The following is a 26,017-nucleotide window of genomic DNA, read 5'->3' as shown; positions in this document are numbered from 1 at the left end:
CTTTAAAACCATATGAGACTAAAAAATCAAAATTGTTTATTACCTATCCTCTTGTTGCTATGTATACCACTGGTTACTACAGCACAACAGACCAAACCTTTGTCATTGGAGGAAGCACTTACGCTGGGAGTATCCAACAGTAAGTCTTTGAAATTATCCAAAGCTAAAATTGAAGAAGTAACCGCTCAGCAAAAAATAACCAAAGAACAACGATTACCCCAGGCAAAAGCAAGCATTATGTATAATCATGCATTTATGCTTACCAACCAGTTTCAATTAAGTCCAGGAGCAGAACCGTTTGTATTGCCACGTAATGCAGATGTGTATCTGGGAACAGCCTCTGTTAATCAGGTTATCTATTCTGGAAATAAGCACAAATATGCAGATGAATCAGCAGCTCTTTTAACCAAGATTGCAGAATTGGATGTAACCAGACAGGAAAACGAAATCAAGCTGGCAGTAATCCAACTATATTTCAATCTGTATAAAATCAAACAGAGTCAGAAAGTTATCCAGCAGAATTTTCAGGATATTGACGAGAAAATAATTGAAACTGAGAAGTTTGTAAAACAAGGTCTGGCAACCGAGAACGATGTATTACGCTGGAAACTACAACGTTCCAACATTGAGATCAGCAATCTTGATCTGACTACCAGTCAGAAGACAGTAAGCTATCATTTAGGCTTGCTACTGGGTCTGACTGACGATAATCTGATTGAAGTAGATACATCTTTAAATCTGTTAGCAACAAGCAGTTCTTTCCAGGATTATGTCAACCAAAGTCTGAGCAATCGTAAGGAGGTAACTATTGCAGATTATCAGAATCAACATAGCAGATTAAATATCAAGTCTATACAAAGTAGCAAGTATCCAACATTAGCCGCTGGAGCAGCCTTATATCATATTAACCCTAGTGCAAATCCAATACCTAAAGCCAATTCAACTATCACTCCACTAACAGTTGGTCTCACGCTGAGTTATGATATTGCTTCACTGTATACTACAAAAGCAAAAATCAGCCAGGCTGAAGCCAGTGAGAAACAGACTACAATAGCTAAAACAGTAACAGAGGACAACATTCGTACAGAAGTAAAACAAAGTTATGAAGGCTATATCCAGGCTCGTGAAAAAATCAAATTGCTTGAAGTTGCTACAGAGCAGGCAACAGAAAACTATCGAATTACTAACTCTAAATACAAAAACAATGTAGCCTCTACTACTGATCGTATTGATGCGGAGACATTGTTATTTCAGGCAAAAATCAACCTTGAATTAGCCAAAGCAGACGCTGTTGTTGCCTACTACACATTGTTGAAATCTGCTGGAATGTTGCCTTAAACTAATGCTCAAAGGCTATTAGAGGAATAGCTTAATAAAACAGGAGAGTCAATAACCCTACTTTACAATACAAAATTATGTCAGAGAAAAAATCAAAAAACTTTGCATTACCCATTATTTTAGGCATTGTTATTCTATCAGCCGGAGCATACGGCTTTACAAAATATACTCACTCACTCCATTATGTAGATACAGATGATGCACAATTGGATGGAGATATTGTACCTGTAGTAGCAAAGGTGGGCGGTTATGTAAACAGTGTATTGTTTGAAGATAACCAGAAAGTTTCCAAAGATCAGCTGCTTGTAAAAATAGAAGATACCGATTATCTGATTAAAGTGCGTCAGGCAGATGCCTCTTTACAATCGGTAATGGCGAATGTAGGTGTATCCAAATCTACTGTAGTATCTACACAAGCTGGCATTGCCACAGCTAAATCAGCTATTGAAGCTGCCAATATCCGCCTGTGGAAAGCAAACCAGGATTATACCCGTTATAAAAACCTGTATGATGACAAAGTGGTTACTGCTCAGCAGTTTGATGCCATAAAGGCTGAAAAAGATGCTGCTGAAGCACAATTAGCATCTGCCAAAAGTCAATATGATGTAGCCTCCAAACAAGTAGGTACCTCTGTATCTCAGGTAAGTGCAGCATCCAGTAACATTGCCCTTCGTCAGGCAGATCTGGATTTTGCCAAACTACAACTTTCCTATACCAGTGTAAGCGCTCCTGTTTCAGGAACTGTTGCCAAGAAAAATATTCAGCCAGGTCAGTTGGTGCAGGCAGGTCAGAGTTTGTTTGTAGTAGTAAATGACAGTAGCATTTATGTGACAGCCAACTTCAAAGAGACACAATTAAAGAAAATGAAGCCAGGTAATCCTGTCACCATTGTGGTCGATGCCTATCCAGATGAACCAATAGCGGGTGAAGTAGCTAGTTTTTCTCCTGCAACAGGTGCTAAGTTTTCATTATTGCCTCCAGACAATGCAACTGGAAACTTCGTAAAAGTGGTACAACGTGTTCCAGTTCGTATCAAACTGAAGGCAGATAAAGCTATGCGTGAAAAGCTGCACCCAGGTATGAGTGTAACAGCAGAAGTGAAAATAGATTAACACTTTCTTCAAGGGTAGTAATGGAATAGTCAATGAGAATAGCCCTTGATATCCATTAACTACCTTTCCTACTGAACAGATAAACTTCTTTTGAGGCAAAGCCTATTTAGAAATATAGCTGTCAGTTTTATAAAAGATGATTGTACCCTTACAATCAATCCATACTTTACATGAACTTTAGTTGATTACTATATGCCTGAAAAAGGTTCTTCCAAATGGATTATTACCATTACAGTGATCGTAGGTTCCTTGTTGGAACTGATTGACACAACTATTGTCAATGTATCACTGCCCCAGATTATGGGAAATCTGGGAGCCACATTATCAGATGTGAGCTGGGTGGTAACAGGGTATGCGGTTGCAAACGTAATCGTATTACCTATGTCTGGCTGGCTGGCCGGACGTTTTGGCCGTCGCAATTATTTCCTTGGGTCTATTATAATATTTACAGTTGCTTCTTTCTTTTGCGGAAATGCAGATAGTCTGTTGATGCTGGTTATTTTCAGGATTATTCAAGGTCTGGCAGGAGGTGGCTTATTATCAACAGCACAAACGATTCTGATTGATACCTGGCCACGGGAAGAGATAGGTATGGCCAATGCCTTATTTGGTTTAGGAGCCGTATTGGGACCGGCAGTAGGTCCTACCATCGGGGGTTACATCACAGACAATTACTCCTGGCCATGGATATTTTATGTAAACATTCCGGTAGGTATTCTGGCAGGGGTATTCGTATTTGTTTTTATTAAGAATACCAAAAATGACAACATCAGCCGACGTATTGACTGGACAGGTATTGCCCTTCTGGCTTTATGTATTGGATGTCTGCAGGTAGTACTGGAGAAAGGTGAAACAGAAGACTGGTTTGAAACAGCTTACATATCAGTACTAACCTTTATCTCACTGGTAGCAAGCATTGCGTTTATATGGAGAGAATTGAGTATTGACTATCCGATTGTAAACCTTCGGATTTTACGCTATCGAAGCTTTAGTGCCGGTATGCTTACTTCTTTTGCACTGGGATTTGGTATGTACAGTTCGGTATTTGCACTACCTATCTTGTGTCAGAATATTCTGGGTTTCAGTGCCCAGCAAACAGGTGAGTTGATGTTTCCTGGTAGTCTGGTAACCATGTTTATCATGCCTATAACAGGCACACTATTAAAGAAAGGATTTCCAGCCCAGTTTCTGGCTACAGGCGGCATGATTCTGTTCTTTATTTTTACTCAGATGCTGAGTGTTTCCAATGTATTTAGTGGTCCGAATGACTTTTTCTGGCCTCTGATGGTACGAGGTGTCGGAATGGCCATTCTCTTCGTTCCTCTGACTACACTGGCTATTCAGGATTTGCATGGAGCTGAGATTGGACAGGGAACAGGTCTTAATAATATGATGCGGCAATTGGGTGGATCTTTCGGTATTGCTCTTTCTAATACTATACTGGCACATCGTGCAGCTTTTCATAGAGTGAATCTTGTCTCTTACATGAACTCTTATAGTGATGCATTTACAGAAAGATTAAGAATGCTTACCAATAGTTTTATTGCCAAAGGATATACTCCACTAGATGCTGAATCCAAAGCACATAAAGCATTGGATGGAATTATGACCAAACAAAGCATGATTCTCTCATACAATGATATATTCTGGCTTGTGGGGTTCTTTATGTTATTCTGTATCCCAATAATTTATTTGCAGAAGTTCAAGAAAAATGTTGCGATCCCTGTGGATGCACATTGATGTAATTTACAATTATCCCGAAAAACCGGCAGTTTGATGACTGTCGGTTTTTTTATGCTCTATCTGGTACATCAGGGTATGTATCATTTAGCTTAAAATCCACATAATGCCCTCTAAATCTTTACAGACTGTATCCATCCTTACTGACAAACAATAGCCTTCTGCCAGGAAAGGTTGTTTCTCTGAAGTTTAAGTACCATTTTTGCGCTATGAAATTCCGATTAATCGATATTATCAAATATGCCATTCCATTGGTAGTAGCTTTTCTATTGCTACGTTTTTATGTATTTAAGGAATTAAGTCTGGCTGACATGATAGCCACTTTCCAGCAAGCTAACTATAGCTGGGTTATCTTCTCAGGAATCGTCCTATTGTTTGCACACTGGAGCAGAGCCTATCGATGGCGACTATTATTGGAACCTCTCGGATATAAACCGAGTATGTTTCGTATGTTTCTGGCTGTTATGATCGGATATTTCGCCAATCTGTTACTGCCACGTATGGGAGAAGTATCCCGCTGTGGTGTATTGAATAAGATGAATAAGGTGCCTATCAATGCAGGAATAGGGACTGTAGTAGCTGAAAGACTTTTTGATGTTGTGATGTTACTCTTACTTCTATGCCTTAATTTCCTTCTTGAGTTTAATCGGCTTAGTGAGTTCTTTATACAATTCTTTACAGATAAGTTTGGTAGCTTTAGCCAAATCTCCTCAACTTTTTATCTTATCCTGATTGTTGGGGTCTTGTTTATAACTGGTATTGGATTCTGGGCTTATAAAAATCAGGAAAAGCTGTGGAAGATTGCTATTCTTGCAAAAGTCCGTGACTTTTTTCTGGGTATGTGGGAAGGCTTGGTCAGTGTAAGAAAGATGCAAAACAAATGGAGTTTCATTGCTCACAGTTTCCTTATCTGGATAGGATATTATTTCGCAGCCTATCTACTCACATTTGCTCTTCCAGATTCAAAACCTCTTGGTTGGATGGGTGGCCTTACTATTCTTATGATGGGAAGTTTGGGTATGGCAGCTCCTGTACAGGGTGGCACAGGTCCCTATCACTTGTTGGTAAGTAGTGCACTTATGTTGTATGGCTGGTCTCAGGAGGAGGGTATTATTTTGGCTACTTTTATCTGGGCTTCACAAACACTCCTGACAATTGTAGCAGGTGGCATATGCTTTGTGATAAGTTTGTTTATCAATAGGTCAGACACACCATCTGTTGAGATTAAAGATACTCCCTCTCAGAAGTATAATTCTGCAACCTGAATTACATATATTTCACTATAATGACAGAAGAAAAAATTCAATCCTTAGATAAAGCACTTTCAACCATAGCTCAATGGAAGGCTGAAGGCAAAGCGATTGCCTTTACCAACGGATGCTTTGATATAGTACATATAGGCCATGTAGACTATCTGGAAAAAGCCAGATCGCTTGGAGATAAACTTGTATTGGGTCTTAATACAGATGCTTCTGTGAGAAGACTAAAAGGAGAAAGCCGTCCTATTGTAAGTGAAACAGGACGCAGCAGGGTTATTGCAGCACTCGAATTTGTCGATCTGGTTGTCTTTTTTGATGAAGATACGCCAAAAAGTCTGATTGAAGCCATAAAACCTGACATTTTGGTCAAAGGAGATGATTATACAGTTGAAACAATTGTTGGTGCGGATTTTGTGATAGCTAATGGAGGAACTGTAAAAACAATACCTCTGGTAAAAGGATTTTCTACTTCTTCTATAGTAGATAAGATCCGAAAGTCAGGGTAAAATTTTTATAAAACCTGTTCGTCTACCTCGGTAATTAAAATTAAATAAACACACAACTATGATCTTTCTTATCAGTATTGTAACCATGCTTGTCAGCATGTTTGTGAGCTGGCAACTTAAAAGCAAATTTGCGCAATATTCACAAATTCCATTAGCAGGTGGAATGAGCGGAGCAGAAGCTGCCGCCAAAATGCTGCGAGACAATAATATTTTTGATGTTCGGATAACAGCTGTAGAAGGCCAACTCACTGACCACTATAATCCAGCAGATAAAACAGTCAACCTGAGTCAGGATGTATATTATGGACGTAATGCAGCAGCAGTAGCAGTAGCCTCTCATGAATGTGGACACGCAGTGCAGCATGCAACTTCATATGGACCTTTACAAATGCGTTCAGCATTGGTGCCTGTAGTAAGTATTTGTGGTAATGTACTTCAGGTTTTGAATATGCTTATTCTTTTTGGTGTAGGTTACTCTATCTTCCAGGGTCATGGAGCAATGGGTAATATTCTGTTGCTGGTATTAATAGGAGCCAATGCAGGTTTGGCGTTGTTCTCCACCATTACACTTCCTGTAGAATTTGATGCTAGCCGCCGGGCATTAGTTTGGATGGAAAATAGTGGAGTAGTTACTCAAAGAGAACATGACATGGCAAAAGATGCGCTTAAATGGGCTGCCATGACTTATGTAGTAGCAGCTATTGGTGCACTCGCTCAACTTGCCTACTGGATATTCGTATTCATGGGCCGCAGAGATGACTAATGACACTATGATTTATAAAAGAAAAACGCCATGCAATCCTGTATGGCGTTTTTCTTTTATAGTCTTTCTATTTGCTTTATCAATCAATCTCAATCACAACATCGCTGGTTAGAGGATGGCCTACACAGGTAAGGATATATCCCTGTTTGATCTCTGTTTCTGACAATCCATCTTCTTCATCTAATAAAACCTTTCCACTTACACACTTACCCATACAGGCAGTACACATACCACTCTGACAGGAGTAAGGAAGATCAATATCATTATCCAATGCCGCTTCCAGTATAGTTTTTTTGGCAGGTACTGCTACTTTATATTCAGCTCCTTCATATACAATTGTCACTGTATAATCTTTCACCTCACCTGTTGTATCTTCTACCACTTCTCCATGTACGGATTCTTTAGTTGCAGTTAAAAAGCTTTCGGAATGTATTCTCTCTGAGGGTATTTGCAGAATACGCAATGCCTGTTTGGCTTCTTCCATCATACCATCCGGACCACAGATAAAGTACTCTGTATCTGTCCATTTAGGCAAATGCTCCAACATCTTTAATATCAATGACTGATTCAGTCGCCCAACATGACCAGTCCAGGAAGATGCGGGCTGACTTAATATATGAATCACATCTAATCTACCTGCAAACTTCTGAGTAAGAGCAGCCAATTCCTCTTTAAAGATAATAGACTGTTCATTTCTGTTGCCATATATGATAGATACCCGACTACGGGGCTCTGTATGCAGAATGGTTTTAGCAATAGACATCAGAGGTGTAATACCACTACCCGCTCCAATCAGTATAATATGTCGCTGCTTTTCAGCATTAGGCTCGATAGTAAATGTTCCCATAGGCTCCATCACTTCAACTAATGCACCTGGTTTCAGTTGATCATTCAGAAAGTTTGATACCTTCCCTCCTTCTACCCTTTTTACAGTTACAATCAAACTATTCTCTGTAGCAGGTGAGCTACACATAGAATAGGAACGGCGTTCTGTTGTTCCGTTAATAGGAACCAATAAGGTAAGAAATTGACCCGATTTATATAAAATGCGCTGATTTGCAGGCTGCTCAAAATGTACAGAAATCGCATCAGGCGTTTCCCGAACAATTTTTTCGACTTTTAAAAAATGATATTTACTCATGTATATTAACAATGTTGATTTTATCAGGAGGCAAAAGTAATCAATAGCATTCAAATCATGCTTGTAACAGAATCAAACTTTCATCACAAAATCCAATTTCTATAAACTACACCAAATAAAAAACCTGTCTCACAACAAGACAGGTTTTTTATTTGGTGTAGATATAATGCTGAAAACTAACCAGCAGGCACCAGATACAGTGTTACATTGGTTGTTTGGCCTTTGGTATTAGTAGTAGTATATTTTATAGTCAATCTGTCTTCAGATAAATCGCTCATAGTAACTGTAGCAGGGCTGAAGCTAGTATTATTTGGAACTGTAAACTTGATTTCAGTATCATTGGAAGCAAATATCCACGTTCCGGAAGAAGAATTGTTCTGAGAGTCAATCCATGTAAAGCCTGTACTATTAAAACTTAAACGCAATGGTGTATAGTTTGCAGTTTGAACTCCTCCAATTTCAAAAACGGTTGTTCCGTTCTCTTCTGCCTTCTGAACTTTCCAGGTCTGGCTGATTAATTCAGTTTTAGTTTTAGGTGTACTTTTTTTGCAGGAAGCTCCTCCTACAATAATGCTGATCAAACAGAGTGTGGTAAGGAAAATGTTGATTTTTCTCATTTAGACGCTAATAAAGTAAAGGTTTATAACAAAAATAGGGACTTTACTATAAAAAAACTAATTCTTTGAAACATACGCTATATTTTATACATGTATATATGTATGTTTTTTAACAAAACACTTATGTTTGTTAGCCTCCAATATGAAATACCGAGAGAATCAGCATAATACAGTTTATGAGTCCGTATATTCCCAAAATGATAAAACCTACTGTCCGATCTGTTTTCTGAGATTGTTTACGTTTTCCGGTATCGTCTATACGCAAAGAAATAACAGAAAACATCACAGTAAAGAAGATTGCCAGAAAGGTAGCTCCATGGAGAATGTCTACTATAGTCAATTGAGAAGAGAATGGCAAATAGCCATCAATCACATATTTGTTACCCACTGCGGCAAATAATCCCCCTACTGGTAATCCAAAACGAGCATCTGCGTGTTGAGCATCTATAAAAAAAGTAACGTAAGCAATCGCAAATGCAACATACATTCCCAGAAATAATTTAAAGAATAATCCCCAGGCATTGCGTTCAACATCTACAACAACTGCCAGTTGTGAATAGGCCGCATTAAAGTGTTCCAGACGAGAATCCCCAAATCCTGTTTTGTATTCGCTGGTTCCGATCTCAATAGCAGTCTTTCGAATTTTCCAGCCAGAGATTGTCATATCCGGATCATATAATTTTCCACTGGTATCTGGCATAAAAATCAAACTTGACTGATCATATTTTGAGTTCTCTACAAGTATCTGAAGTCGTTGTCGGTCAAAAGGAAAATGCTGGATAGCCCAGTTTTCTTTCATAATACATTTTAACTTAAACTGTACCCACTTTTTCCCTTCCAGACTATCTATCACCACTTCATCAACTGTTACTTCTTTGGCATTGGCAATCTCCAGACTATTTTCCAGGTCCTCCAGCTTTTTATTGTATACCATCCAAACCCAAAACCGAGCTGTGTATTCCTGCTCGCGAAAATCAAGGTCATGTAAACTTAACAAATAACAACCTATACGAACGGTATCAGGTGTGCTTGTCTGTGCATAAAGGCTATTACAGGTACCTATCCCTATTAAAACTAAAACAAATAAAAGAAAGCTTCGAAGATTTCTTGCAAGAAGAAGCATATGATTCAAATGCTTGACTGTAAATATAAACAGTTGAGGATACTCATCTGGATGATGTAAAAGAGATAGCCATCCAGATGAGCTTTTAATATAAAGTTTATGCCTTATTCTTTTGCTTGGCAGATAAAAAGATTGCAGCGCCCACAAATGCAAACAAGGCAATAGAGCTAAACAACGCAATATGCTCACCCTGTTGGTAGGTAGTACTGATAAAAGTAAACGTAATCTTGTGTTTTCCAGCAGGTACAACCATACCACGCAAGATGTAATTCACACGAAAATGAGGTACGGGCTTATCATCTATGGTAGCCTGCCAGTAATCTTTGTTAGCATAGTAAATCTCGGAGAATACAGCCAGTTGAGGAGTCTGCGCATTCGACTCATATACCAAATGGTCAGGAGAATAGCTTGTAAGTTTAATAGTTGCAGTGCTATCAAACTGAATAGTTAAACCATTCAAGTCTTTTTCAAAACGTTTATCAATAATAGCAGTCGTCTTGGGTTCAAAAGTCTCAATGGCTTTAATTTCTTCATCAGCATTCGGAACAATTTTATATTCCTTTACAAACCAAGCATTACCCAATGCCTCCGGATTCTGCTGAACAAATATCTGACCAGTTTTCTGATCTGGTACAATTACATACTTTGTATTCAGCATATTAAGGCCTTTGATGCTTCCTTTTGCCAAAACGCTGTCAATAACATCACTATACCGACGCATCTTGGCACCATGATATCCTCCTACTGAATGATGGAAATAGGAAGTAGTAGCATCCTGAAACGGACTTGCCGCATAATTAAATACTCTGTATTGAGTGGTATCTCTCAAAATCTGTTCATCCGCAGGTGTTGGTTTAATAAATGCCCGCTGCTGGTCACGTCTGTCAACAGTAAAATCGTCATTGTTCACATAGCGCTTATCAACAGCAAACATATCAGTCAGCACAACCGCTCCCAATACCAAGACCATAAGTGAAGGAGAGAGACGTTTGAATAAAAACGCAATAATTACCCCTGCAGCCACCACAATAAACAGAAAGCTGCGAAAAGCATCTCCACGCAATATGGAAGCTCTGTCATCACGTATCGGACGTATAATCCAGTCTCCATATCCCTGAGCAAGTTGTGAGTCAACTATATCACTACGAAAATCGAAGAAAGCGCCTCCTAATAATGTAAATAACAAAGCAATACCACCTGTCAAACCAAAACTCCAGATCAAAGGACGCTGAAGTTTAGTCCAGCTATAGTCTCCACGGATCAGTTCCTGCACAGCCATAGCAGCTCCTAACACCAGAAATACCTGTGTTAAGGCAAGTGTCATAGTCACTGCACGGAACTTATCAAACAAAGGAACATAGGTAAATAAAATATCATTGAGGAAAAAGTTTTTGCCCCATGCAAGCATAGTCATAAATACAGCACAACCCAGAATCCACCACTTGATACGATTCGGGATAATAAACATTCCCAAGACAAACAGAAATAGAATAACAGCTCCAGCATAGGTTGGTCCACCTGTAGTTGGTTGATCTCCCCAATATAAAGCACCAGATAATTGTGCTACAATTTGTTTGGCTTGTGCATCAGAAGCACCCTTCTCCATTAGGGCATTATACATGGCTGAACTTTTTCCAATGCTTTTAGACATCGTTCCACCACCATAAAAATCAGGAATCAACAAGGTAAATGTCTCCATCTTACCATAGCTCCAGCGAAACGCATAATCATAGTCCAGACCATCTGCATTAACCCCCTTATCATCTCCAGTTGCTGGTTTAGGTGTCAATTCTGACTTCCCTCGGATACTTTCTTTAGAATATTCACTGGTAGTCATCAATCGTGAAGCATGAGATCCTACTGCCAGTACAACAGCGACACCCAGTACTGCCGAAGCAATCAAAAATGGTTTTATCCGTTTTTCACGAATAGAAACAATTAACTCCATCAGCACATAGAATCCGATAGTCAGAAACATGTAAAATGTAATCTGCACATGGTTTCCATAGATATGCATCCCTAAAAAGAGTCCTACTAACGCACCTCCAATCCAATACCTGCCCCGAAATGCCAGGATTACCCCGCCTAATATAGGAGGCAAAAATCCCATCGCAATTACTTTGGAAGCGTGACCTGCTTCTATATTTATTAGATTATAGCTACAAAAAGCAAACCCTATTGCCCCTAATACACCTATCCATGCATCAAACCCCAATGCAGCCAGCAGAATATAAAATCCGATCAGATACAAAAACACATAGTTTGCTGGCTCTGGTAATAGATTAGCAAAGAAACGACCTACTTTGGTAGTCCAGCTGTTAGGATAATCTGCCGCAATAAGATAAGTAGGCATTCCTCCAAACATACTATTCGTCCACATAGGATAATGCCCTGTCTTTTCACGATACAAGCTTGCTTCATGCCCTGCTCCTTTCGCCTGAACAATATCATGTTGAGAGATAGTCTTTCCATCCAGGACGGGCGAGAAATAAACAAAAGTGATAATCAGAAAAGCCACAATGGCCAATACATGTGGAATGGCTTTTTGCAAGAGGTTGTTGGTTTTCATGCGTTCAGAATATTGAAGAGCAACTACTATAAAACAAAGTTTTCTTTTACGCCTCGGCAAACAAACTATTGATTGTAATACTGAGTAAATAGACTAACTTTATTAATAACGTCTCCTTTCAATGAAATTAGTTTAGATTGTTTTCTGGAAAATGGTTCAAATATAGAATTTAAACTCTGAGGATGTGAAAGAAAAGCCGATATTATTTTCCCGATCGAACATAAGATTATAGAAGTAAAAGATGGGATACTAAAGTATTAAAAGTCCTTTTTCAGGATTTAACACAATTTTTATAAAGAATTCATACCACTATTCAGTTTAGCTGTGTATTTTCGCAACCGTTTTTAACGAGTTGTAAAATCTGAATCATTATACAAGCAAGATATATAGTCAAAACATATCTGTATATTCATTGCATATCTGGCAAATAGCCAATTAAATTATCAGGCAGCCAGTTTCTTTCATATTATCCGGAAATAAGCTACCTGAAATCAAAATTATGAAGAAAATAGCCATTTTCACCTCTGGGGGAGACGCCCCTGGCATGAACGCTTGTGTGCGTGCAGTTGTCCGAAGCGCTATTTATTATGGATTGGAAGTATATGGAATCCGTCATGGATATGATGGCATGATCAGGGGAGAAATTTCTCAAATGCAATCCTATTCTGTTAGCAATATCATCCAAAAAGGGGGAACCATTTTAAAATCTGCCCGTAGTAAAGAGTTCATGACCAAAGAAGGCCGGGCAAAAGCATACGATCAGTTACAAAAATATGGTATTGAAGGATTGGTAGCAATTGGGGGAAACGGAACCTTTACAGGAGCCTCTATATTTTATGAAGAATATGGTATACCCGCAGTAGGAGCTCCAGGAACTATTGACAATGACTTATATGGCACCGATTATACAATTGGCTATGATACAGCTGTAAATACAGCATTGGATGCCATTGACAAGATCCGGGATACAGCAGATTCTCACGACCGTATTTTCTTCATCGAAGTAATGGGTCGTGACTCAGGATATATTGCTATTCAGTCTGGTATTGGTGGTGGTGCAGAACTAGTAATGGTTCCGGAAACTTTTACTCCTATTGGAGAAGTTATTAAAACGTTGGAAGAAGGCTGGAGTCGCTCCAAATCTTCTTTTATCATTATTGTAGCAGAAGGAGAAAGTGGAGGAGCTACAGAAGTGGGAACAACAGTAAAGAAACATTTTCCGGATGCGGATATACGTATTACTAATCTTGGTCATATTCAGCGTGGTGGTAGCCCCACAGCATTTGATCGGATTCTGGCAAGTCGTTTGGGTGTTGGTGCAGTAGAAGGTCTGATCAATGGCCAGCAAGGGGTAATGGTAGGTATCATTAACAACAAGCTGACCTATACTCCTTTCCGTGACTGTATCAGTTTAAGCAAACCTATCAGTGATGAACTGGTTCGCATTGTAGAGATTTTAAGTATATAATAGTATAAGTCACACAATATCAGACTTTGAATGGGAGACCATTTGTTCAAAGTCTGATATTGACTATCCGTTGTTAGATAAGATGATTATTTTCGCTCTTTTTGCATTTAAGGTTACAGGAATTGGTGTGTTACCTATACTTCTGGTTATTACAGGAGCAATATTTCTGTGGGGTATGGTGGTTCTTAATAGTTTGAGAACCCGCAAAAGTAATACAGACATATATCTTCAGAATGTAGGCAAGGTAGCATTTCAACGGGTACAGCTACTTATGCAATTAGGAGAATTACTGAATACTAATCTGGTAGTTGATCAGGAAGGTTACAATGAAACCAAATTAACTACAGAATCCAAAACAATTGCAGAGTCTATCGAAAACCTGGGATTTACAGATAATAACGAAGCCAAACGGTTACAAACAGCATTAAGCCAAAATGCATCTCTTCTGCTGCAAACACAGAAAAAATTCAGATCCGCACGGGGCAACTACAATGAGCTATGCAAGCATATGCCTTATCGTATTATAGCCTCCTTATTTGGATTTAAGCCTCTGGCAGTTTAGGATTAGCCATTTGTTTTTCTATATACTGTACAATTTCATCAAACTGCCTGGGGTGAAACCACTGATATTCTGTATCACGGGTAAACCATGTAAGTTGACGTTTTGCATACCGTCTGGAGTTTCGTTTCAATAAACGAATCATTTCAGCCTCGTCATACATACCGTCCAGAAAGTCAAACACTTCTCTATAGCCTACTGTTTGTAAAGCATTTTTGTCTCTATAGGATATCAAATTACGAACTTCCTCTACCAAACCATTTTGCAGCATCAGATCCATACGTGCATCAATTCGCTGATATAACTCTTCCCGATCACGATTCAGACCAATTTTAATAATCTGAAAAGGTCGTTCTACCTTTTTTCCTTTCCGAAAAGAAGAATAGGGCATCCCGGTTCCTATACTCACTTCCAGAGCTCGCATCACACGTTGTGGATTTGCCCGATCTACCTGTTGTCCATATACAGGGTCCAGGTCATCCAGTTGTTTGATCAACACCTCTAATCCCTGTGTATCTAATGTATGTTGAAGTTGTACCCGGATTTCCGGATCAATATCAGGAATCTCATCCATCCCATCTGTCAACATTTTGATATACAATGTAGAACCTCCTGTAAGAATACAAATCTTATGTTGTGCTAGGATAGTTGTAATGCAGGCCAATGCATCCTGCTCAAATGCAGCAGCATTGTACTCCTCTACAACACTATGGGAATTGATGAAATGGTGTGTTATTCCTTCTTGTTCATCCGTTGTAGGCTTAGCCGTGCCAATAATCATTTCACGATAAAACTGGCGCGAATCTGCTGATATGATTTCAGTCTTAAAATAATGGGCTAAACGCACACACAATTCGGTTTTCCCTACTGCTGTAGGACCTACTATCACTACTAAATAATTGACTTCTTGCATACAAAAGCGGAGAGGACACGTTTTTTCAGGAATATTTGTTACTTTTAAAATGAAAACGGCCCTTGTTTTTTGAACCAGCAAGATAGTATTTTTCACTTTACAAAGAGAGAACGTTGACGATATGGATTATATTGATTCAGTGACCCAGCAAGAAAAGAGTAGATTATTACAGGAAATCGATCGCTTAAATCACAAGATTGCTCAATACGAGAAACTCACTCAACCTAGTTTGGGAGACGCAATACCTGCATCTATTTCAAAAACAGGATACAATCAATTATTTAATAGCCCCTTACGAGCCAAAGAGTTTGACCAGCCTCTGGCACAAAATAATGATGAGCTAATCATCATTTTTGATAGGGAAGGTAATGTACTGGACGCAAACAGAGCTGCCTTACATTGGTTTCAATATTCAAGAGAAGAGCTTATCAGCCGATCTGCCAAAAACTTTTGTGAAGCCTATGGCCTGGACTTTGAGCGATTTCAGGAATACTTAAAACGCACCTGGCAAGGAGAAGAACTAACCATTGAGAGGCAACTCGTTAGTAAGAAAGGCACATTCTTATTCGAGATACTCTTAAAAAAAGCCATCTATCTGGGAAGAGAAGCCATAGCTATCTATGGTCGGGATATTACAGAAATCAAAATAGCAGAGGAAGAAAAAAAACGGCAGGTAGCCCAACGTGATGCAGAAGAGCAATTCCTGCGGACACTTGAGAAAGTAAATCTGGTATGTTTTCGGATTGAAAGTGACGAAACCATATCTTTTTGCAATGATTACCTCTTAAAAGTAACCGGATGGTCAAGAGAAGAAGTGCTTGGACAAAACTTTTTTGATGTATTTGTACCAGTATCAGATCATGTACCCCGTCGCAAGGAATTTTATAATGCATTAAAAAATGGAGGATTCTTTGAGATTACCGAACGAAGCTTATTAGGTAAAGATGGAAATCTTCGTTACATACAGTTTAGCTCTGTTGTATTGAATACACAAAAGGGAGAGATTTCGGCTATTACCCGTGTTGGGGAAGATATTACAGATAAAAAGAAAGTTACTGCCATTCTGGCCCGAACTCACGCACAATTACAGGATTTGTTTGATAATGCCAATGACTTGATTCAGATTATATCCCTAAAAGGAGATGTTCTTTTTGCCAATCGGGCCTGGCAGGATAAGCTTGGATACAGTGGGGCTGAAATCGAAAAACTAAATATTCGCGAGATTGTTCATCCTCAACATCTCAAAAGTACACTAAGTAAATTTAACCGGATTGCGAACGGCGAAAAGATCTATAAGTTTCAAACCGTATTTCGAAGCAAATCCGGCCAGGATATTTACCTGGCAGGTAGTGTAAGTTGTAGATATGAAGCTGGCAAGCCCACAGCTCTTCGCTGTATATTATATGATACAACCGAACGAATTCGGGCAGAACGTGCACAAAATCTGTATTATAGTATTGCCAACTTAACGACCAAGAGTGGTAACCTGGATATCTTGTATCAGAATATCCACAAAGAATTAGGGAAGATTATTGATGTACGCAACTTCTATATTACGCTGTACAACAATGAGCGTAACTTTCTCTATTATCCCTATTTTGTAGATGAGGACACCAGCAGTGATTTGCGTGTAACCCAGCGTCGTGTAGGTCGCGGACTTACCGAGTTTGCCATGTTCTACAATAAGCCGTTGTTCTTATACGAAGAACAGATCGTTCGTCTTGCAGAGGAGAACAATCTGGAATTATACGGTAAAACTCCCAAGGTATGGATGGGTGTACCTTTAAAAATTGAGAGCCGGACTACTGGAATCATTGCAGTAAAATCCTATGACAATCCCAACACATATAGCACCAGGGACCTTGAACTGTTGGATTTTATCTCAGGTCAGATAGCCCTGGCAATTGAAAGAAAGCAGAACGAAGAAAAGCTGTATAAACAAACAGCTCAATTAAATGCTGTATTTGAGAGTGGAAGCCACCTGATGTGGTCTGTGAACAAACGTTTATACCTGACATCCTTCAACAAAAATTTTGCAGATTCCTATGAGTCCCGCTTTGGTTTCCGGCCAATAATCGGGGTTAATACAGATCGGGTGCGTAGTGAATTTATGCGTTCTCACAATTATCATAACTGGGAAGCCCGATACCGACTGGCATTACAAGGTATCCCACAGCATTTTGAGACGCAGATACGAACAAAACAAAATGAAAATTCCTGGAGAGAGGTATATCTGAATCCTATTATCTCAAAAGATGGAACAATTGAAGAACTCTCTGCAATTGCCCATGATATTACAGAGAAGAAAGAATCAGATATGAATCTGATAGAGAGTGAGAAGAAATTCAGAAGTATCTTCGAATCTTTTCAGGACATCTATTATCGGTCAGATTTACGTGGTATTATCCGCATGATCAGTCCATCTGCTTACGAGGTAGGGAACTACAACGACGGTGAAATTATTGGTCGTAATATTACAGATTTCTTCATTGACAAAGGAAAAAGCTACCATACCTATCGGCAACTACGACGTAATGGATCTGCCAAGAACATTGAAGTCGGTTTTATAACCAAACAAGGCATTGAAATACAGTTTCTGCTCAATGTTCGTCTGGTACATGATGAAAACGGAAACCCAATAGAAATTGAAGGAGTAGCCCGGGATATTACCGAACGTAAAAAGGCAGAAGAAGAACTTTTAAAGGCTAAAGAAATAGCTGAAAAATCGCTGAAGGTAAAAGAAAGATTCCTGGCTAACATGAGTCATGAGATCCGAACACCGATGAATGGTATCATCGGAATGATTGATGTGCTCAACGATACACCGTTAAATCCGAAGCAAAAAGAATATGTTCAGACTGTAAAAAAATCATCCGAAACTCTGCTCACGATTCTGAATGATATTCTGGACTTGTCCAAGATCGAAGCTGGTAAAATGGAGCTTCATAAAGCCCCTCTGTCTTTTCTGAGTACTATCGAAAAACTCCATGCCCTATTCAGCCAACAAGCTGCAACAAAGAATAATATTCTGAAATACCATATCGATGAAAAGGTACCAGAGTTTATTATTGCGGATGAGACCCGACTGCTTCAAATTTTGTCTAACCTCACATCCAATGCCATTAAGTTCACAGAAAAAGGGACTGTATCCATTCAGGTATCCTTATATGAAAGTAAGGGAAAAGTTAAAAAGATAAAAGCATCTGTGAGTGACACAGGTATAGGTATTTCCAAAGAAAACCTGTCTCTGTTGTTTAATGCATTCAATCAGGTAGACAACTCATCTACCAAATCTTATGGAGGAACAGGGCTGGGTCTGGCAATCTCTAAAGAACTGGCCCGTATGATGGGCGGAGAAATAGGGGTTGAATCTCAATCAGGAAAAGGCAGTACCTTCTGGTTCACGTTTGAAGCAAAAGAAACGAACATTAGCCCTCTGACAAAAAATATTACAGAAGGAGAATTTAAGGAAGGCGATGTATTTAACGGATCAAAGCCTCTTGTATTACTGACAGATGACAATATGGTTAACCGTACTGTTGCCAGTGAAATACTTGGCAAGGCAGGATGTATTATTGAGATGGCAGAAAATGGTTTTATGGCGATTGAAAAGGTAAAAAACACTTTTGCAGATCCGACAAAACGAAACTATGATATTATCCTGATGGATATTCAAATGCCAGATATGGATGGTATTACAGCTACCCAACACATTCGTCAGTTGGATATAAAAGACCTCCCTCCTATCATTGCGATGACAGCGTATTCCATGAAAGAAGATCGCGAGAAGTTTCTGAGTCAGGGTATGGATGATTACATAGCAAAGCCGATTCGTGCAGCGGCACTCATTCAGAAAGTAAAAGAATGGTTTGACAAATCGGGAAACCTGAAAGCAACGACAAACGTAATACACCCGATAATAGCATCCCAGGATGTAGATGTATCAATGGAATCAATCACCCCTAAAGTATCAGACCCAAAAACTGAGCCTGCTGTCGTATTGGAAGTAGAAAAAGAGGTTCCTGTTCTCAATCTGGAAGTAATAGGGCAGTTAAAGAAATATGGTGGAGAAGAGATGGTGTTGGCAACACTCGAAGAGTTTATTGCGGAAGCCTATGAACAAATGAATGAAAACCTGGAAGCTCTACCTTCAAAAGATTATAAGAAGATTTTGAGCAACTTACATACATTGAAAGGAAATGCAGGTACATTAGGTATTGAAAAAATTGCTAATTTTGCACGCACGACAGAAGCTGACCTGAAAAACAATGTCGTCAAAAATTTAAAAAAGAATCTGCTGAAGATTCAAAAAGAAATTGAGATATTTGAAAACTCCTATAAGGAGATCTTAGGAACTGATATAGAGGCAAAAACAGAATCTTAGCAATTATATCAGATCAGAATTATTTAAATTTTGTAACAACTTAATATTTATAACTACTACCTGAAAAATGGCAGACAGCAAAAAAGTACTCATTGCCGAAGATAGTTCGGTTATTCAAAATCTAACCAAAAAAATTCTTGAACAACAAGGATGCATTATCTCTTCTGTAAAAAATGGAGAACAGGTACTAAGCGCACTTGAAAAAGAAAACTTTGACATTATTCTATTAGATATCAATATGCCTGTTATGGATGGTATGGAGTGTGCAAGACAGGTAAGAGCATTGCCTGATCCTGTAAAAGCCAACATACCATTGGTTGCCATTACAGGAAATGCCAAAAACTACACGATGGAAGAGTTCCAGGCAGTAGGAATCAATGAATATCTACCTAAGCCTTTAAACTTTGATCAGTTGGTGGAAGTAGTAAAAAAGCTAACCAACAAGGCTTGATTTCATAAGATTAGTTTAAAGGCCTTCTGAATAATTTAAAGCTTATTACGGATTTTTATTTATCTATTAATAGCACATAAAATAGCAGCACTGTTTATATATTCTATGTACAGTCTGCTATTTTATGCTTTTAAACCTCATGAAATATACACCGCAGTTTTTATCAAAGATCGAAGATATCTTTGCAGAGTCTGATTATATACTTCGTTATGAAAAAGGCAACTTCAAAACGGGTTGGTGTGTATTAAAAGAGACCAAAATAGTTGTTGTCAATAAGTTTTTACCACTGGAAGGACGTATCAATAGTGTAGTTGAGATTCTGAAATCTGTAAACCTAAGTACCGAGAAGATGACAGAGAAAAGTAAAAAACTATTCTCTGAACTAAAGGGAGAACAGGCAAAAGACAAAGAAACAACACTGACTACTTCCTAAACGCAAAACAAATCCTTTAGATATTGCCTTTTTGTAAGATCATAGAGTCTACCACATTAATTTTTCTATTTGCTTTATGGTTATTACCCTACTCGGCACAGGTACTTCACAAGGCGTTCCGGTAATAGGTTGTGATTGTGAAGTTTGCCGTTCAGTTGACTTTCGAGACAAAAGACTTCGTACTTCCGTACATATACAAACAGATGATCTGAGCCTTGTCATTGATACCGGTCCGGACTTTCGTCAACAAATGCTTCGGGAAAGAATCAATACACTGGATGCCGTATTGTTTACCCATGAGCATAAAGATCACACAGCAGGCCTGGATGATATACGAGCATATAATTTCCGTCAAAACCGGGATATGCCTGTGTATGGTCAACAACGTGTACTGGACTCCCTGCAACGTGATTTTGCTTACGCATTTGCAGAATTTAAATATCCGGGTATTCCACAGATTCAACTACATACAATTGACGGACATCCTTTTTCTATACAAAATACCACGATCATTCCCATTGATGTACTTCATTATAAATTACCAGTTCTGGGCTTTCGAATAGGAGACTTCTCGTATATCACTGATGCTAACTACATTTCAGAAACAGAGATGGAAAAGTTAAAAGGCTCCAGAGTAATTGTTTTTGATGCTCTGCAACAAGAGCCACACCTTTCCCATTTTACGTTGAATGAAGCGGTCGAAATCCTTACAAGATTACAACCAGAAGAGGCATACCTCACTCATATTAGCCATCGTATGGGACTGCATTCTTCAATCAATAAAATTCTGCCACCATTTATTCGAATGGGCTATGATGGAATGCAGATTAGAATGAACAACAAAATACCTGTGTAACTTTTATCTACTAATACAACCGTTCATCAATATGTAATTTGATAGTGTTCATAGAATCTTTCAAGTTGCATTTAGATAATTCAAACAAATTATCTAAATCTCAAACCACGGATTGCCATCTATGGTATAATACTTGTACAGTAGTTTGCGCAAAACCTTTAACTATTCAATTATCATGAAAAAATCAATTCTGCTTACGTTTGCATTTGCCTTGGCATCTATTCTTGCTTTTGGCCAAAATCCACCTAAAAGCCCTCGTATTACATCTGAAAGCAAATTTATTAAAGTTTCGTATGGACAGCCTTCTAAAAGAGGTCGGACTATTTTCGGTCCTAATGGCATTGAACCTTTTGGAAAAGTATGGCGTACAGGTGCGAACCAGGCTACTGAGATTACATTTACTAAAGACGGTAAATTCGGCGGAACGCCTGTAAAAGCTGGAACCTATACACTATTTACTATTCCGGAAGAAAAAGAATGGACTGTATTGTTGAACAGCCAGTTAGGTCAGTTTGGAGCATTTGAGTATGATAAATACAAGGATAAGAACGTATTGGAAGTAAAGGTGCCTGTAAAAAAACTTTCTTCTCCAGTAGAAAAATTCACTATTACACCAAGTGATAAAGATCTGAAAATCGAATGGGATCAGACAAGTGTTGTTGTACCCGTAAGCTTCTAAGCTGAATTGTTAACACAAAAAAGGATTCCAGTTACTGGAAACTTTTTTGTGTTAATCTTTTATGTGATCAGGTGTAGGCAAAAACTGTTTCAAGAGTTCCAGAAATGCAGACAGTTCTACTGTTCTCTCCTGAGCCCACACCAATCGCATCTCTACCTTATCCGGAATGTTAATAAGCTCCTGATACTTTATATCCAGTTGTATGCCTTTGAGAGTCGATTTTCCCATCAAAGTTATTCCTATTCCTGCTTCCACTAAGCGTAACACACTAGCTGAATTGGGAGATTCGTGCACTGTTCGTGGTAAAAATCCATGATTCTGAAAGATTCGAAGTATATTCTCCACATATCCCTGGCTTTCCCGTTGCGGAGGTAAAATCCAGTCCTCCTGACAAAAGTCTCTTAGGTTGACTATCCCCGTAATTGAAAATGGATGAGATTGAGGGAGTATCAAAGCGAAGTTTTCCTGATAAATTACCCTACTACTCAAAGCAGGTGGGACAATAGAATTAGGCATAAAGCCTATATCCAGTTCATTGTTCAGTAGCTTTTCACAGATTAATCTATTGCTAGCTTCTATAAGCATCGTTTTTACCTGAGGGGCCTCTTTTCTCATTTGTTTTAGTAATACCGGAATCACCGATTGCATAGCAGAACTTGCATGACCAATCCTATACTCCCCTGCTTCTCCTCTGTGAATCTGTCCGGTACGATACCTAACATCCTCCAACTGATGCAGAAGCTTTTCGATATGCTGTTTGAAAAAACGACCTGCTTCTGTCAACTCTATCTTTCGTTTGGTACGATCAAATAACACAGCCCCCACTTCTTCTTCCAGTTGTTGCATCTGACGGGTAAGCGCAGGTTGAGCAACAGGAATTTCATCTGCTGCCTTACGAAAGCTAAGAGTCTCTGCTACCAGCAAAAAATTTTGTAATTGATAAATTGTCATGATATATCTGATATCATTTATAGTATCAGTCAATCGAAAATAAGTATTTTTTTCGATCAAACAAATGCAATTACTTTGTCTGACAATCAAACAACTACAACTATGTTATCCACCTCTACATCCCGTTATACTCCAGCAACTCTTGTCTGGATAGCCTTTGTCTTATTAACTCTTACCTGGGGTAGTTCTTTCATCTTGATAAAGAAAGGCCTGCAAAGCTATTCTACCTGGCAGGTAGCTACCCTTCGCCTAGTTTCAGCCTCTGTGATTATGATACCACTTGCACTAGTTTATATCCGGCAGATACCCAAAGAGAAAATTCAGTATGTGGTTCTGTCAAGCTTATTAAGTATGTTTACTCCTGCTTATCTCTTCTGTGCAGGCCAGACAGGACTTAGTAGCTCTATTGTAGGTGTATTGAATGCACTGACCCCTGGTTTTACATTTTTGGTGGGAGTTCTTTTCTTTCATCAGAGAAGCAGATGGATACAGATAGCAGGCCTGCTAGTGGGTCTGGCAGGCACATTATTTCTGGTACTGATTACAGCACAAGGCACAGTAGTATTAAATGGTTACGCAATTCTGATTGTGTTGGCAACAGTCAGTTATGGTTTTAATATCAATATTATCAAGAATCATCTTGCCTCCATCAACCCTGTTCATCTTACAACAGTCACGGTTTCTATCTCAGGTTTACTGGCATTACTTTATTCCATTGTTACCCATACAGATTTATTACAGATCACAACGCATGAAGAAAAAACTTCCTTCGCTGCCGTAGTGACTTTAGGTATAATGGGAACTGCATTTGCGCAATTGGTATTCAATAGTATAATCAAGGTTTCTTCTGCAGTCTTTTTCAGCTCGGTAACCTATTTCGTCCCTGTTATTGCTGTATTCTGGGGGGTATGGGATGGAGAAGTCCTTTTGCTATGGCATTATCTGGGTATACTACTTATCATCGTTAGTGTGTTCATATTGAATAAAAGCAGATAGATAGCGTTCATCATATAGTAACCAAACAAGCTTATTACTCAAAGAACCTCATATATGAGGTTCTTTGAGTAATTTATAATTAGTTACAGTTTGTTTTCTTTAAAGGAGTATTGCTATCAAACTTCAGAGCGGCTTTATCCTTAAAAACTATCTTTCCATCTTTTTCTTCTATATCTCCAAATCCTTCTATCAAATTATCATCCTTTTTCAGGAAAACAACTTCTCTTACAGATTGCACACCTTCAGACATAAAAGAATATTCTGCAACTAATGTATCGCCATGCATCTGTCCAGTCAGCGAACCTGTATTTTTATCTTTTTCGAATAACTTATACTGCAATGCCCCTGTTATATTACCATCGGCCAAAGTAAATTGAGTAGCAATTGTATCTTTATCTGTTACATACGAATAACATTCCGTAGTAGAGACAGGCGCAGAGTTGGCATCTTCTGTTTTGGTATCTGTTTGATTTTGTTTAGTGTTACAAGCTGTAAGGCATAACAGAAAGATGCCTGAAATATAAAAATGACGCAAGTTTTGCATTACAAATGGAAATAAGTGAAAAATTGAGTTATAAAAATTAAAGTTTTCTTGTAAATCGTATAAGAGGTAATTCATTCATATAGAAAGTAAGTGTATTATCTGCTATGGCATACTTGTTCACTTTCTTTAAAGCATCCATAAAAGCCTGTTCCCCGCCTCCTTCACAAAACATACGAGTCATAACAAAGGTGTCAGGAAAACGAATAGTTTGATCTGTTATAGTAAACTGTCCTCTAAATGAATTACAACTACTATTTCCAGCTACTGTACGATTATTCGTGTGTAAAGTTATAGAAGGCTTTCGATTGGGATATAAACCATCAAAAGTAATTTTCGGGCCTGAAATATAAGTTAACTCCCATGTTCCATCAAGAAAAGGCAATGCCAAAGAATCTGTAAGTGTACCATGCTGGTTCCAAGCAAGTTTTTCTGTTAAATACATATAAGGGGCATGAAAGTGATGCACAAATACCTTCTCTTTATTATCGGGATACAATTTGTAATACTCTTTATCTGCCAGCAACACTATGATTGATCCTGTACGCACATAATTATTACTACTATAATATTCAGGTGATGTATAACCGTTCAGGTTCTTCTTCACCAATTTGTATGCCATTTTACCCAAATAGTTCTGATAGCGTTTTTGTGCTTTGAGAGAAGGTTTACTCAACCTATTGTACACGTAGTTAAGAGCAATTCGTTGAAAAAATTTTTGTTTTTTAATAATCCCTCTGGCGTTTGCAAATAGATTGGTTGTATTAAAATCATGGATAGTTTGTACAGAAAGTGGAACTTCCGGCACCCAATCTGCGGAATTAACTACATTATATGCCCAACCATTTTGTGTCATTGCTTCATATTCGTAGGCAAAAAACAAATTTCCCGGTTTAGGGCCTGCGCTGCAATAGGTTTTAAAACGTACATCTTCAGGTAGCTGCTTACTTTTTTGTAGGCTATACAAGTAAGCCGTCATCAGATAAGCAATACCTCCACCCTGACTATGCCCCATGATAATCATATCTTTAATTCCCTTTTTATAACAGGAATCTATTTTGGGTAGAATATCTTTTGATAGAAATGCTGTACTAACCAACCATCCTACATGAACAGCAGCTTTGGGATTTGATGCCAGTTCATAAACAAACTTCTCCTTGGCACTTATTTCAAGTTCTCCTTTGGCAGGAACCATAGCAGAATAAAAGTTTGCCAACCAGCTTACACTACTGGCGACACTACCTCTGATGCTAATAACGCCTATAGAGTGTTGTTTATTTACCCATAAATCCCAACGGTTCTCTAGCCCAACTACAGGAGAACGATACACAAAATCATACTGTTGAGGCTTTTCGATGGCATTAACATAGGTTGTATCACCAAACCGGGCAGAAACCTTCATTAATTCCATGTATTCATTTTTATCAAATCCTGGCTTTAATACCTGTGCATGGGAAATAGTTAGAATTATAAATAGGAATACAATAGAATGTCTGAAGGCTCGAAATATTTCCTTTTTCATACTGGACAAGTATTAGTAATAAATAAACTGTCTTCTTAACTTTCTATCTGATTAATTGTTTTGTCTTCCTTTAAGAATAGTATAAACCGTTTAATT

The 26,017-nt window shown here is 38.5% G+C and carries 22 protein-coding genes; 14 read left to right on the top strand and 8 right to left on the bottom strand.

The annotated features are described in order from the left end of the window. Positions 1-12 precede the first annotated feature (12 nt). From QNI15_RS17310 to QNI15_RS17285, 6 genes are all read left to right on the top strand, one after another. Positions 13-1,338 carry a TolC family protein gene (locus QNI15_RS17310; RefSeq protein WP_313995823.1) on the top strand — a complete coding sequence of 442 codons (1,326 nt, stop codon included), beginning with the start codon at positions 13-15 and terminating at the stop codon, positions 1,336-1,338. Positions 1,339-1,415: 77 nt separating this feature from the next. Then, positions 1,416-2,450 carry an HlyD family secretion protein gene (locus tag QNI15_RS17305; RefSeq protein WP_313977657.1) on the top strand — a complete coding sequence of 345 codons (1,035 nt, stop codon included), beginning with the start codon at positions 1,416-1,418 and terminating at the stop codon, positions 2,448-2,450. Positions 2,451-2,642: 192 nt separating this feature from the next. Next, complete coding sequence (locus tag QNI15_RS17300) at positions 2,643-4,190, top strand: DHA2 family efflux MFS transporter permease subunit (protein WP_313977659.1); 1,548 nt, start codon at positions 2,643-2,645, stop codon at positions 4,188-4,190. A gap of 209 nt (positions 4,191-4,399) precedes the next feature. Then, positions 4,400-5,455: a lysylphosphatidylglycerol synthase transmembrane domain-containing protein gene (locus QNI15_RS17295; RefSeq protein ID WP_314032752.1), complete on the top strand. Its 1,056-nt coding sequence runs from the start codon at positions 4,400-4,402 to the stop codon at positions 5,453-5,455. A gap of 20 nt (positions 5,456-5,475) precedes the next feature. Next, a complete protein-coding gene (rfaE2, locus tag QNI15_RS17290) occupies positions 5,476-5,955 on the top strand; it encodes a D-glycero-beta-D-manno-heptose 1-phosphate adenylyltransferase (RefSeq protein WP_314032751.1) in 480 nt (159 codons plus the stop codon). A gap of 58 nt (positions 5,956-6,013) precedes the next feature. Next, positions 6,014-6,718 carry a zinc metallopeptidase gene (locus QNI15_RS17285; protein WP_314032750.1) on the top strand — a complete coding sequence of 235 codons (705 nt, stop codon included), beginning with the start codon at positions 6,014-6,016 and terminating at the stop codon, positions 6,716-6,718. A gap of 79 nt (positions 6,719-6,797) precedes the next feature. Here the strand turns inward: QNI15_RS17285 and QNI15_RS17280 are convergent, their stop codons facing one another. The 4 genes from QNI15_RS17280 to QNI15_RS17265 form a co-directional block, all read right to left on the bottom strand. Beyond that, complete coding sequence (locus QNI15_RS17280; protein WP_314032749.1) at positions 6,798-7,859, bottom strand: ferredoxin--NADP reductase; 1,062 nt, start codon at positions 7,857-7,859, stop codon at positions 6,798-6,800. A 176-nt stretch (positions 7,860-8,035) separates the two neighbouring features. Then, positions 8,036-8,476, bottom strand: coding sequence for a hypothetical protein (locus QNI15_RS17275; RefSeq protein WP_314032747.1), 441 nt, complete (start codon positions 8,474-8,476; stop codon positions 8,036-8,038). Between the two features lie 130 nt (positions 8,477-8,606). Then, positions 8,607-9,599: a hypothetical protein gene (locus QNI15_RS17270; RefSeq protein WP_313995815.1), complete on the bottom strand. Its 993-nt coding sequence runs from the start codon at positions 9,597-9,599 to the stop codon at positions 8,607-8,609. Between the two features lie 97 nt (positions 9,600-9,696). After that, positions 9,697-12,168 (bottom strand): hypothetical protein, encoded by a 2,472-nt coding sequence (locus tag QNI15_RS17265; protein WP_314032746.1) that lies wholly within the window; start codon positions 12,166-12,168, stop codon positions 9,697-9,699. A 499-nt stretch (positions 12,169-12,667) separates the two neighbouring features. Between QNI15_RS17265 and pfkA the strand changes: the two genes are divergently transcribed. Continuing rightward, entirely contained in the window at positions 12,668-13,636 is a 969-nt protein-coding gene (gene pfkA / locus QNI15_RS17260) for a 6-phosphofructokinase (RefSeq protein ID WP_313977671.1), read from the top strand. 82 nt (positions 13,637-13,718) lie between these two features. Continuing rightward, the gene (locus QNI15_RS17255; protein WP_314032745.1) at positions 13,719-14,198 is read left to right on the top strand and encodes a hypothetical protein; all 480 of its coding nucleotides are present in this window, start codon (positions 13,719-13,721) and stop codon (positions 14,196-14,198) included. On the opposite strand, the gene miaA is transcribed toward QNI15_RS17255, so the two are convergent. Next, the gene (gene miaA, locus QNI15_RS17250; protein ID WP_314032743.1) at positions 14,179-15,108 is read right to left on the bottom strand and encodes a tRNA (adenosine(37)-N6)-dimethylallyltransferase MiaA; all 930 of its coding nucleotides are present in this window, start codon (positions 15,106-15,108) and stop codon (positions 14,179-14,181) included. The genes QNI15_RS17255 and miaA overlap by 20 nt on opposite strands. 121 nt (positions 15,109-15,229) lie before the next feature. Between miaA and QNI15_RS17245 the strand changes: the two genes are divergently transcribed. The 5 genes from QNI15_RS17245 (at position 15,230) to QNI15_RS17225 (ending at position 21,911) form a co-directional block, all read left to right on the top strand. After that, positions 15,230-19,492, top strand: coding sequence for a PAS domain S-box protein (locus QNI15_RS17245; RefSeq protein ID WP_314032741.1), 4,263 nt, complete (start codon positions 15,230-15,232; stop codon positions 19,490-19,492). 67 nt (positions 19,493-19,559) lie between these two features. Beyond that, positions 19,560-19,943: a response regulator gene (locus tag QNI15_RS17240; protein ID WP_313977678.1), complete on the top strand. Its 384-nt coding sequence runs from the start codon at positions 19,560-19,562 to the stop codon at positions 19,941-19,943. A 139-nt stretch (positions 19,944-20,082) separates the two neighbouring features. Next, complete coding sequence (locus tag QNI15_RS17235; RefSeq protein WP_313995809.1) at positions 20,083-20,376, top strand: hypothetical protein; 294 nt, start codon at positions 20,083-20,085, stop codon at positions 20,374-20,376. 76 nt (positions 20,377-20,452) lie between these two features. Next, positions 20,453-21,232 (top strand): MBL fold metallo-hydrolase, encoded by a 780-nt coding sequence (locus QNI15_RS17230; protein ID WP_313995807.1) that lies wholly within the window; start codon positions 20,453-20,455, stop codon positions 21,230-21,232. A gap of 175 nt (positions 21,233-21,407) precedes the next feature. Further along, positions 21,408-21,911, top strand: a complete 504-nt coding sequence (locus QNI15_RS17225; protein WP_313977681.1) for a DUF2911 domain-containing protein — start codon at positions 21,408-21,410, stop codon at positions 21,909-21,911. A gap of 51 nt (positions 21,912-21,962) precedes the next feature. Here the strand turns inward: QNI15_RS17225 and QNI15_RS17220 are convergent, their stop codons facing one another. Further along, positions 21,963-22,862, bottom strand: a complete 900-nt coding sequence (locus QNI15_RS17220) for a LysR family transcriptional regulator (protein WP_314032740.1) — start codon at positions 22,860-22,862, stop codon at positions 21,963-21,965. 102 nt (positions 22,863-22,964) lie between these two features. Between QNI15_RS17220 and QNI15_RS17215 the strand changes: the two genes are divergently transcribed. Next, the gene (locus tag QNI15_RS17215) at positions 22,965-23,858 is read left to right on the top strand and encodes a DMT family transporter (protein ID WP_314032738.1); all 894 of its coding nucleotides are present in this window, start codon (positions 22,965-22,967) and stop codon (positions 23,856-23,858) included. A 79-nt stretch (positions 23,859-23,937) separates the two neighbouring features. Here QNI15_RS17215 and QNI15_RS17210 read toward each other — a convergent pair whose 3' ends face one another. Further along, complete coding sequence (locus tag QNI15_RS17210) at positions 23,938-24,393, bottom strand: hypothetical protein (protein ID WP_314032736.1); 456 nt, start codon at positions 24,391-24,393, stop codon at positions 23,938-23,940. Positions 24,394-24,439: 46 nt separating this feature from the next. Next, entirely contained in the window at positions 24,440-25,921 is a 1,482-nt protein-coding gene (locus QNI15_RS17205; RefSeq protein ID WP_314032734.1) for an META domain-containing protein, read from the bottom strand. Between the last annotated feature and the right edge of the window lie 96 nt (positions 25,922-26,017).

This window comes from Xanthocytophaga flava (assembly GCF_030068545.1).
In the GTDB taxonomy this organism is placed as follows: domain Bacteria; phylum Bacteroidota; class Bacteroidia; order Cytophagales; family 172606-1; genus Xanthocytophaga; species Xanthocytophaga flava.
The sequence above is the reverse complement of the archived record's forward strand: the minus strand, read 5'-3'. Positions and strand labels throughout refer to the sequence as shown.

What these genes read in the sequence shown, in the direction of transcription:
- QNI15_RS17205 (WP_314032734.1), bottom strand. Translation starts at nt 25,921, where the DNA reads ATGAAAAAGGAAATATTTCGAGCCTTCAGACATTCTATTGTATTCCTA.
- QNI15_RS17275 (WP_314032747.1), bottom strand. Translation starts at nt 8,476, where the DNA reads ATGAGAAAAATCAACATTTTCCTTACCACACTCTGTTTGATCAGCATT.
- QNI15_RS17215 (WP_314032738.1), top strand. Translation starts at nt 22,965, where the DNA reads ATGTTATCCACCTCTACATCCCGTTATACTCCAGCAACTCTTGTCTGG.
- QNI15_RS17265 (WP_314032746.1), bottom strand. Translation starts at nt 12,168, where the DNA reads ATGAAAACCAACAACCTCTTGCAAAAAGCCATTCCACATGTATTGGCC.
- QNI15_RS17245 (WP_314032741.1), top strand. Translation starts at nt 15,230, where the DNA reads ATGGATTATATTGATTCAGTGACCCAGCAAGAAAAGAGTAGATTATTA.
- pfkA (WP_313977671.1), top strand. Translation starts at nt 12,668, where the DNA reads ATGAAGAAAATAGCCATTTTCACCTCTGGGGGAGACGCCCCTGGCATG.
- QNI15_RS17295 (WP_314032752.1), top strand. Translation starts at nt 4,400, where the DNA reads ATGAAATTCCGATTAATCGATATTATCAAATATGCCATTCCATTGGTA.
- QNI15_RS17270 (WP_313995815.1), bottom strand. Translation starts at nt 9,599, where the DNA reads ATGCTTCTTCTTGCAAGAAATCTTCGAAGCTTTCTTTTATTTGTTTTA.
- QNI15_RS17280 (WP_314032749.1), bottom strand. Translation starts at nt 7,859, where the DNA reads ATGAGTAAATATCATTTTTTAAAAGTCGAAAAAATTGTTCGGGAAACG.
- QNI15_RS17285 (WP_314032750.1), top strand. Translation starts at nt 6,014, where the DNA reads ATGATCTTTCTTATCAGTATTGTAACCATGCTTGTCAGCATGTTTGTG.
- miaA (WP_314032743.1), bottom strand. Translation starts at nt 15,108, where the DNA reads ATGCAAGAAGTCAATTATTTAGTAGTGATAGTAGGTCCTACAGCAGTA.
- QNI15_RS17305 (WP_313977657.1), top strand. Translation starts at nt 1,416, where the DNA reads ATGTCAGAGAAAAAATCAAAAAACTTTGCATTACCCATTATTTTAGGC.
- QNI15_RS17235 (WP_313995809.1), top strand. Translation starts at nt 20,083, where the DNA reads ATGAAATATACACCGCAGTTTTTATCAAAGATCGAAGATATCTTTGCA.
- QNI15_RS17310 (WP_313995823.1), top strand. Translation starts at nt 13, where the DNA reads ATGAGACTAAAAAATCAAAATTGTTTATTACCTATCCTCTTGTTGCTA.
- QNI15_RS17225 (WP_313977681.1), top strand. Translation starts at nt 21,408, where the DNA reads ATGAAAAAATCAATTCTGCTTACGTTTGCATTTGCCTTGGCATCTATT.
- rfaE2 (WP_314032751.1), top strand. Translation starts at nt 5,476, where the DNA reads ATGACAGAAGAAAAAATTCAATCCTTAGATAAAGCACTTTCAACCATA.
- QNI15_RS17220 (WP_314032740.1), bottom strand. Translation starts at nt 22,862, where the DNA reads ATGACAATTTATCAATTACAAAATTTTTTGCTGGTAGCAGAGACTCTT.
- QNI15_RS17300 (WP_313977659.1), top strand. Translation starts at nt 2,643, where the DNA reads ATGCCTGAAAAAGGTTCTTCCAAATGGATTATTACCATTACAGTGATC.
- QNI15_RS17230 (WP_313995807.1), top strand. Translation starts at nt 20,453, where the DNA reads ATGGTTATTACCCTACTCGGCACAGGTACTTCACAAGGCGTTCCGGTA.
- QNI15_RS17255 (WP_314032745.1), top strand. Translation starts at nt 13,719, where the DNA reads ATGATTATTTTCGCTCTTTTTGCATTTAAGGTTACAGGAATTGGTGTG.
- QNI15_RS17240 (WP_313977678.1), top strand. Translation starts at nt 19,560, where the DNA reads ATGGCAGACAGCAAAAAAGTACTCATTGCCGAAGATAGTTCGGTTATT.